Origin of the sequence: Eikenella sp. HMSC061C02 (assembly GCF_001809035.1) — a bacterium.
Classification (GTDB): domain Bacteria; phylum Pseudomonadota; class Gammaproteobacteria; order Burkholderiales; family Neisseriaceae; genus Eikenella; species Eikenella corrodens.
This window is the reverse complement of record NZ_KV795536.1, coordinates 20,328-27,275: the sequence shown is the minus strand read 5'-3', so window position 1 is coordinate 27,275 and position 6,948 is coordinate 20,328. Positions and strand designations below refer to the sequence as shown.

The 6,948-nt window shown below is 57.7% G+C and carries 5 protein-coding genes; all 5 read right to left on the bottom strand.

Going from position 1 to position 6,948, the window contains the following annotated elements:
- Positions 1 to 57: 57 nt before the first annotated feature.
- Positions 58 to 2,313, bottom strand: coding sequence for a nitric-oxide reductase large subunit (locus HMPREF2541_RS02885; protein ID WP_049258332.1), 2,256 nt, complete (start codon positions 2,311 to 2,313; stop codon positions 58 to 60).
- Positions 2,314 to 2,545: 232 nt separating this feature from the next.
- On the bottom strand, positions 2,546 to 3,154 hold the full coding sequence (locus HMPREF2541_RS02880; RefSeq protein WP_049258331.1) for an SMI1/KNR4 family protein: 609 nt from the start codon (positions 3,152 to 3,154) through the stop codon (positions 2,546 to 2,548).
- A 75-nt stretch (positions 3,155 to 3,229) separates the two neighbouring features.
- On the bottom strand, positions 3,230 to 4,882 hold the full coding sequence (locus tag HMPREF2541_RS02875) for an electron transfer flavoprotein-ubiquinone oxidoreductase (protein ID WP_003822875.1): 1,653 nt from the start codon (positions 4,880 to 4,882) through the stop codon (positions 3,230 to 3,232).
- 234 nt (positions 4,883 to 5,116) lie between these two features.
- Positions 5,117 to 5,227 (bottom strand): methionine/alanine import family NSS transporter small subunit, encoded by a 111-nt coding sequence (locus tag HMPREF2541_RS11530; RefSeq protein ID WP_035580098.1) that lies wholly within the window; start codon positions 5,225 to 5,227, stop codon positions 5,117 to 5,119.
- Positions 5,224 to 6,756 (bottom strand): sodium-dependent transporter, encoded by a 1,533-nt coding sequence (locus HMPREF2541_RS02870; protein WP_070541637.1) that lies wholly within the window; start codon positions 6,754 to 6,756, stop codon positions 5,224 to 5,226. Before HMPREF2541_RS02870 ends, HMPREF2541_RS11530 begins: the two co-directional genes overlap by 4 nt.
- Positions 6,757 to 6,948 lie beyond the last annotated feature (192 nt).

Sequence of the window (6,948 nt, the reverse complement as noted above, 5' to 3'; positions counted from 1 at the left end):
AGGCTACCTGAAACTTCAGGTAGCCTTTTCTTCAATCAAAGTTCAAGCTGCGGCATATTAAGCAGTTTTCTTGCCGGTGCCTTTGCTGAATACGATTTTAGTTGCCTGCCAGGCCACACAGCAGCCGCCGGCGATGAATACCAAGTCGGAAATGGTACGAATCCAGCGCAGCATCACCAGCGAATCCTGCTGCATAAAGCCTTCGCTTCGGGCCATCCACAAACCGTCGTGAATAGCAGCATAGATTTGAATCACACCGGCAGGCAGCAGGCTGGTGGCGATCATGCCCACCAGGCCGAGGTTCAGCATCCAGAAACCGTAGCTCATCAGTTTTTCTTCAAACTCATAATCCGGTTTCAGGTAGCGTGCCACCAGCAGCACGAAACCCAAGGCGAGGAAGCCGTATACACCGAACAGCGCGGCATGAGCGTGCACGGCAGTGGTATTCAGGCCTTGCAGGTAGAACAGGGAAATCGGCGGATTAATCAGGAAGCCGAACACACCGGCGCCGATCATATTCCAGAAAGCCACGGCCACGAAGCACATCAACGGCCAGCGCAGGCGCTTCATCCACGGGGTGGCGTGCTGGTAGGCCCAGTGTTCATGCGCTTCCTTACCCAGCAAAATCAGCGGCACCACTTCCAAAGCGGAGAAGGAAGCGCCCACGGCCATAATCGGCGTGGTGGTACCGGCAAAATACAGGTGGTGGAACGTGCCGGGCACACCGCCGACCATAAACAGCGAAGCGGCAACCAATGAGGCCACAGTGGCCGATTTGCGGCTTACCAAACCCAAGTTGTAGAAAATAAAGGCCAGTGCCACGGTGGCGAACACTTCAAAGAAGCCTTCCACCCACAGATGCACCACCCACCAACGCCAGTAATCCATCACGGTAAGGCTGTCGTGCTCGCCGTAGAGCAAGCCGGGTGCGTAGAACACGCCCACACCCACCATGGAGGCCACGAAAATGGCCAGCAGGTTTTTATCGGCATTTTTGTCTTTAAATGCAGACACGGTGCAGCGCAGCATCAGGAACAGCCAAAGCAAGAGGCCGACCATCAGCAGAATCTGCCAGAAGCGACCCAAATCCAAGTATTCGTAGCCTTGGTGGCCGAACCAGAAATTCAGGTGTGCGGGCATGGCGTGGCTCAAGGCCAGGAAGTTGCCGCCGTAAGAGCCGCCCACCACGATAAACAGTGCCACAAACAGCGCGTTCACGCCGAGCGCCTGGAATTTCGGGTCTTTGCCGCCGTTTACCACCGGAGCCAGGAACAGGCCGGCGGTGAGGAAGCCGGTGGCAATCCAGAAGATGGCGGATTGCAAGTGCCAAGTGCGCACCAGCGCATAGGGGAACCAGTCAGACAGCGGGATGCCGAAGAAACGCTGGCCTTCCACGGTGTAGTGCGCAGTGAGGCCGCCGAGCAGAATCTGCACGATAAACAGCGCCACGGTGAGGAATACATATTTGCCCAGCGCGCGTTGCGAAGGCGTGAGCTGCACTTTGCTGATCGGATCGGTATCCGGCAGCTGCGATTCGCTTTCATGTTTGTGCAGGAAAGACCAGCCCCACACCAAGAGGCCGATACCGGCCAGCAGGAATACGATACTGGCCACAGACCACATCACGTTTTCCGTGGTCGGCACGTTGTTAATCAAAGGTTCGTGCGGCCAGTTGTTGGTGTAGGTGGCGTCGTGGTTCGGGCGGTTGGTAGCAGCAGCCCAAGACGTCCAGAAGAAGAAATTGGTCAGGCGCTGGCGGCGGGTTTCATCCGGCAGCGTGTTGTTTTTCATCGCGAAGTGTTCGCGAGTTTTCTCCATAGACGGATCGTTGCCGTACAACGTGATGTAGTACGGGGCAACCGCTTCGATGGCTTTGATGCGGGTGTCGCTCAACACCACTTTGCCGTCGGCGCCCACGCGGCTGCCGTTGCGGTATTCTTCCGTGAGCGCGGCTTTCAGCGCAGCCTGTTGGTCGGCATTGAGCTCGTCAAACATCTTGCCGTGCTGCTCTTGCGCGCTGATGTTCAACCAGGCCACCAATTCACGGTGCAGCCAGTCGGCCGTCCAGTCGGGAGCTTGGTAAGCGCCGTGGCCGAGAATCGATCCCAGCTCCATACCGCCGGTACTCTGCCAGGCAGACTGGCCGGCCAGCACGTCGTCTTTGCTGATTACGGTTTTGCCGTCGGCCGATACATAGGCTTCCGGGAACGGAGGCGCCTGACGGTATACCTCCACGCCCAAATAGCCCAATATTGAAAAGGTTATCGTTAAAACTACAATTAGCGACAACCATAATTTCTTATATTGTCCCATTATTAATTCCTCTAAAATTATTGTGGTGATTTCAAACCGATGCCGCCGCCTGCAAAGCGTTGCCGCCCCCAATGCAGAGACACCGGTTCCCATGCTCACTATAGCCATTTCTTGTCATGAAATATCTAGCTAAAAAGTATTAATTTGCGTCAACAGGGTTAGCGGCAAAACAAAAAACCGTATTCTTGGGAATACGGTTTTTCAGGTAGCCTTCGTTTTTCAAACAACCCGCTCACGGGTGTGCGCAATCCCGCAATTCCTTCGCGCGGCAGGGATTGTGTTTCAGCAATACCGCCGCGCAGGCGGCCTCGTCGGCACAGTCTTCCCAGCCTTCGGCATCCCGCACATAGATACCTGCCGTCCGATGGCATTCCAGCTTGGCTTCAAGCATGGCGTGCAGGCTGTCGTAGCACAGGATGGCGCCGTGGAAGTCGAACCACACCGGGGCGCGGGGCTGCTCCGTATCGCCGCATTCGACGCAGTAAAACTCGCCCTCAAACTCGAACACCGGCAGCAACCGCGGCTCGAACACGGGGAAATCCGGCTCGTGGCGGTTGGTTTCCATGCACCATGCCCACTCGGCCAGAGCCGCTTCCACAGGAAGGAAGCAATGGTAATGGAACAGCGGTGTGTCCAAAGGCTGTTTGTCCAGCTGCACGCTGCCGTTGTGCCAGCCGTAGAGCGCAAACCATTCCTGCGGCGGCCGATGGGCGAAACCGGCGGCATCGAGTTTGGCCTGCAAATCCGCACGGCTCAAACCGGCCTGCAGGCTGGCCGGGAAGTACGGGTCGTGTTGCGCGGCAATGGCGGTAAGCTCGGTGAGGGTGTGTTGAAGCTGCATGGGGCTACCTGAAAAGTGAATAAACCGTTTTCAGGTAGCCTCATTTTTACCCGGGCTACCTGAAACCTAGCGCTGCTACATCTCGCCGTAGTTCGGTCCGCCGCCGCCTTCGGGGCAGGTCCAGGTAATGTTGGCGGCGGGGTCTTTGATGTCGCAGGTTTTGCAGTGGATGCAGTCGGCGGCGTGGATTTGCAGGTGCGGCCGGCCGTTTTCCTGCACGATTTCATACACGCCGGCGGGGCAGTAGCGCGTTTCGGGCGCGGCAAAGCGGCCATAGCCCACCTCGATGGCGGTCTGTTCGCTGGTAAGCTTCAAGTGCGGCGGCTGGTTTTCTTCGTGGTGGGTATTGGCCAGATACACGCTGCTGGCACGATCGAACGACACTTGGCCGTCCGGTTTGGGGTATTCAATGGGGCGGCACGCAGCGGCAGGCTTCAGGCTCTCGCGGTCGCTGCCGTGATGGCTGATGGTCCACGGAGCGCGGCCGCGGAACAAATACACATCCAGCGCGTTGAGCCCCATGGCCGGCCAGAAGCCCCATTTGAAGGCGGGGCGGATATTGCGGGCGCAGTAGAGCTCGTCGTGCAGCCAGGATTGGTGGAAGGCTTCGGCATAGGCTGCGGCTTCGGCGCCCTCCTCTTCCACCGCACTGTTTTGCAGCACGCCGAACACGGCTTCGGCAGCCAGCATGGCCGATTTCATGGCTGTATGTGCGCCTTTGATGCTGGGTACGTTAAGGAAGCCAGCCGCATCGCCTACTAACACGCCACCGGGGAAAGTGAGCTTGGGCAGGCTCTGCAAACCACCTTCGGTGAGCGCGCGTGCACCATAGGCAATGCGCCGCCCGCCTTCAAACACGAGGCGGATGGCGGGGTGGGTTTTAAACCGTTGAAACTCTTCAAACGGCGAGAGATAGGGGTTTTGATAGTCCAGTCCCACCACAAAGCCGACGGCCACTTTGTTTTCCGCCAAGTGGTAGAGGAAGGAGCCGCCGTAGGTGCGGGTATCCAGCGGCCAGCCGACGGTGTGCATCACGTTGCCGGGCTGTGACTGTTCGGGCCGCACTTCCCAAATCTCCTTCACGCCCAGGCCGTAGGTTTGCGGCTGGCTGTGGCGGTCTAATCGGAACTTGGCAATCAGCTGTTCGGAGAGCGAACCGCGGCAGCCTTCGGCAAACACCGTCTGCCGCCCCCACAGCTCCATGCCGGGCTGGTAGGCATCGGTGGGCCGTCCGTCTTTGCCGATGCCCATATCGCCGGTGGCAATGCCTTTCACACTGCCGTCTTCCCGATACAGCACTTCGGCGGCGGCAAAGCCGGGGTAAATCTCCACGCCCAAACCTTCGGCCTGCTCGGCCAGCCAGCGGCACAACACGCCCAAACTGATGATGTAGTTGCCCTGATTGTGGAAGCTGGGCGGCAGGGGCAGCGGCAGCGCGGATTGGCCGGTAAGGAAAAGCAGCCGCTCGCCTTTCACCGGCTGATTAAGCGGCGCGCCGCGCTCGCGCCAATCGGGCAGCAGCTCGCTCAGCGCCTTTGGATTAAACACCGCGCCGGACAAAATATGCGCGCCCACTTCCGAGCCTTTTTCCACCACGCACACGCTGATGTCATTGCCCGCCTCAGCCGCGAGCTGCTTGAGCCGTATCGCCGCCGACAGCCCGGCCACGCCCGCGCCCACGATTACCACGTCATATTGCATACTCTCGCGCGTTGTTTGTTCTGTCATATCTGCCAAACTTTCCTGATTGCGGGTCGTTTTTGCCCGTTTCCATACTAAAAACCGAAAGCTGGATTTTACCACTTCGGTGCTGTTCCTGCCCTGCTTATCAGGCTACCTGAAAGGTTTCAGGTAGCCTTAATGCAGATTGGCCGAACTTAATGTCTACTTGCAGTGAGGCTACCTGAAAACTAAAAAAGGCTACCTGAAACTTTCAGGTAGCCTTTGTTCACAATCGGCTGCTTACTCCTGCCCGCTGCCGTGGTCTTCCGGCAGCCGCATGATCGACACAATCAAGCCGCCCCAGATCACCACCAGCGCCACCACCATCATCACAATCGCAATCGTGCTCATTGTTCGTCTCCTTCGGTTTCAACAGGGGTTTCTTGCAGTTTGTCTTCGTGTTTCCACGGCAGGAGGGAGAGCAGGAAGGCAAACACCAACACCCCGATAGCCGTGCCCCAGCCGTAGATGTTCACAAACCAAGCCGGGTAGCCACCATAGCCTTCGGTGAGCAGCGAGCGTGTGTCGGTGAAGAGCATGGTGCCCAGCACCAGTGGGGTGATGAAGCCCACAAACAGCAGCCAGGTTTTGCCCACTTTCAGCGAGGAAGTTTTGTTGATATGGCGGGAGAGCACGCCCAGATGGCGGCTCAACACCACGCACAACACATACAGGAAGCCGGCGGCCACGATGCCGTAGGTGTTCACAAATTTATCCAGCACATCCAACACCGGCAGACCGGTGGTGGTGCCGAACAGCAGCACGGAAGCCGTCATCATCGGCACGCCCACCACCAAGGTGGCAGCCACGCGGCTGGTTTTCAGTTTGTCCTGCACCGCTGCAATCACCACTTCCAGCACGGAAATCAACGAAGTGAGTCCGGCAAACACCAGCGAGCCGAAAAACAGCAGGCCGATCAGCGCGCCGGCCGGCGCCTGGTTGATGATGGTGGGAAACGCGATAAAGGCCAGGCCGATGCCGCCGGCGGCTACATCGCCCACCTGCTGCCCGTTGGCCGTGGCAATAAAGCCCAGCGCGGCAAACACGCCGATACCGGCCAGCAATTCGAAGCTGCTGTTGGCAAACGCCACCACCATGCCCGTGCCGGTTAAGTCCGAATCACGCTTCATGTAGGAAGAATAAGTAATCATGATGCCGAAACACACCGAGAGCGAGAAGAAAATCTGCCCATAGGCCGCCACCCACACTTCCGAGCTGGCCAGCTTACTCCAATCCGGGGTAAACAACACGTCCAAACCCTTGGCCGCACCCGGCAAAAACAGCGCAATCCCTACCAAGAGCACAAACATCACCACCAACAGCGGCATAAAGAAAGTGGACGCGCGCGCCACGCCTTTTTGCACGCCGAAGGCCAAAATCAGCAGCGTGGCCAGCCACACCAACACCAGCGGCACGGTTACCTGCGCCACAAACTGCATCTGCGCCGACACGTCCGAAGCCATCTGCAAATAGTCTTTGAAGAAGAAATCGGCAGGATTCGAGCCCCAGGCTGCATTGAGCGAATAATAGGTGTAGCTGGCCGCCCAGCCCAAAATCACCGCGTAGTAAAGGCCGATGAGCACGTTCACCAACACATTCCACCAGCCGATGGTTTCAAACCGGCGGTCGAGGCGGCGGAAAGCCAAAGGCGGCGAGCCGCGGTAGCGGTGGCCAACCGCATAATCGAGAAACAAAAGCGGGATGCCCGCCGTGAGCAGCGCCACCAAATACGGCAGGATAAACGCCCCGCCGCCGTTTTTATACGCTACATAGGGAAAGCGCCAGATATTGCCCAAACCCACCGCCGAGCCGATGGCGGCAAACATAAACGCCCGCCGGCTGGAGAAGGTTTCGCGCTTGGGATTTTGCAGATTAGACACGTTCGAATACCTCTTAAAATGTGAATGGCGGCCATTTGCCAAAGCTCAGCGGCCGCCGCAACTTACATCAACAACGATTTTGCAAGCAATCGTAAAGAATCGCCCCCGTTCGGTCAAGCACGATATCGCCAAATATCGGCAATTTTATTTATCCAAAACAGAAACACAAGCAATAAAACACCACACATATGC

Excerpts from the sequence above, each read along its gene's own strand:
- HMPREF2541_RS02880 (WP_049258331.1), bottom strand. The coding sequence starts at position 3,154 with ATGCAGCTTCAACACACCCTCACCGAGCTTACCGCCATTGCCGCGCAA.
- HMPREF2541_RS11530 (WP_035580098.1), bottom strand. The coding sequence starts at position 5,227 with ATGAGCACGATTGCGATTGTGATGATGGTGGTGGCGCTGGTGGTGATC.
- HMPREF2541_RS02875 (WP_003822875.1), bottom strand. The coding sequence starts at position 4,882 with ATGACAGAACAAACAACGCGCGAGAGTATGCAATATGACGTGGTAATC.
- HMPREF2541_RS02885 (WP_049258332.1), bottom strand. The coding sequence starts at position 2,313 with ATGGGACAATATAAGAAATTATGGTTGTCGCTAATTGTAGTTTTAACG.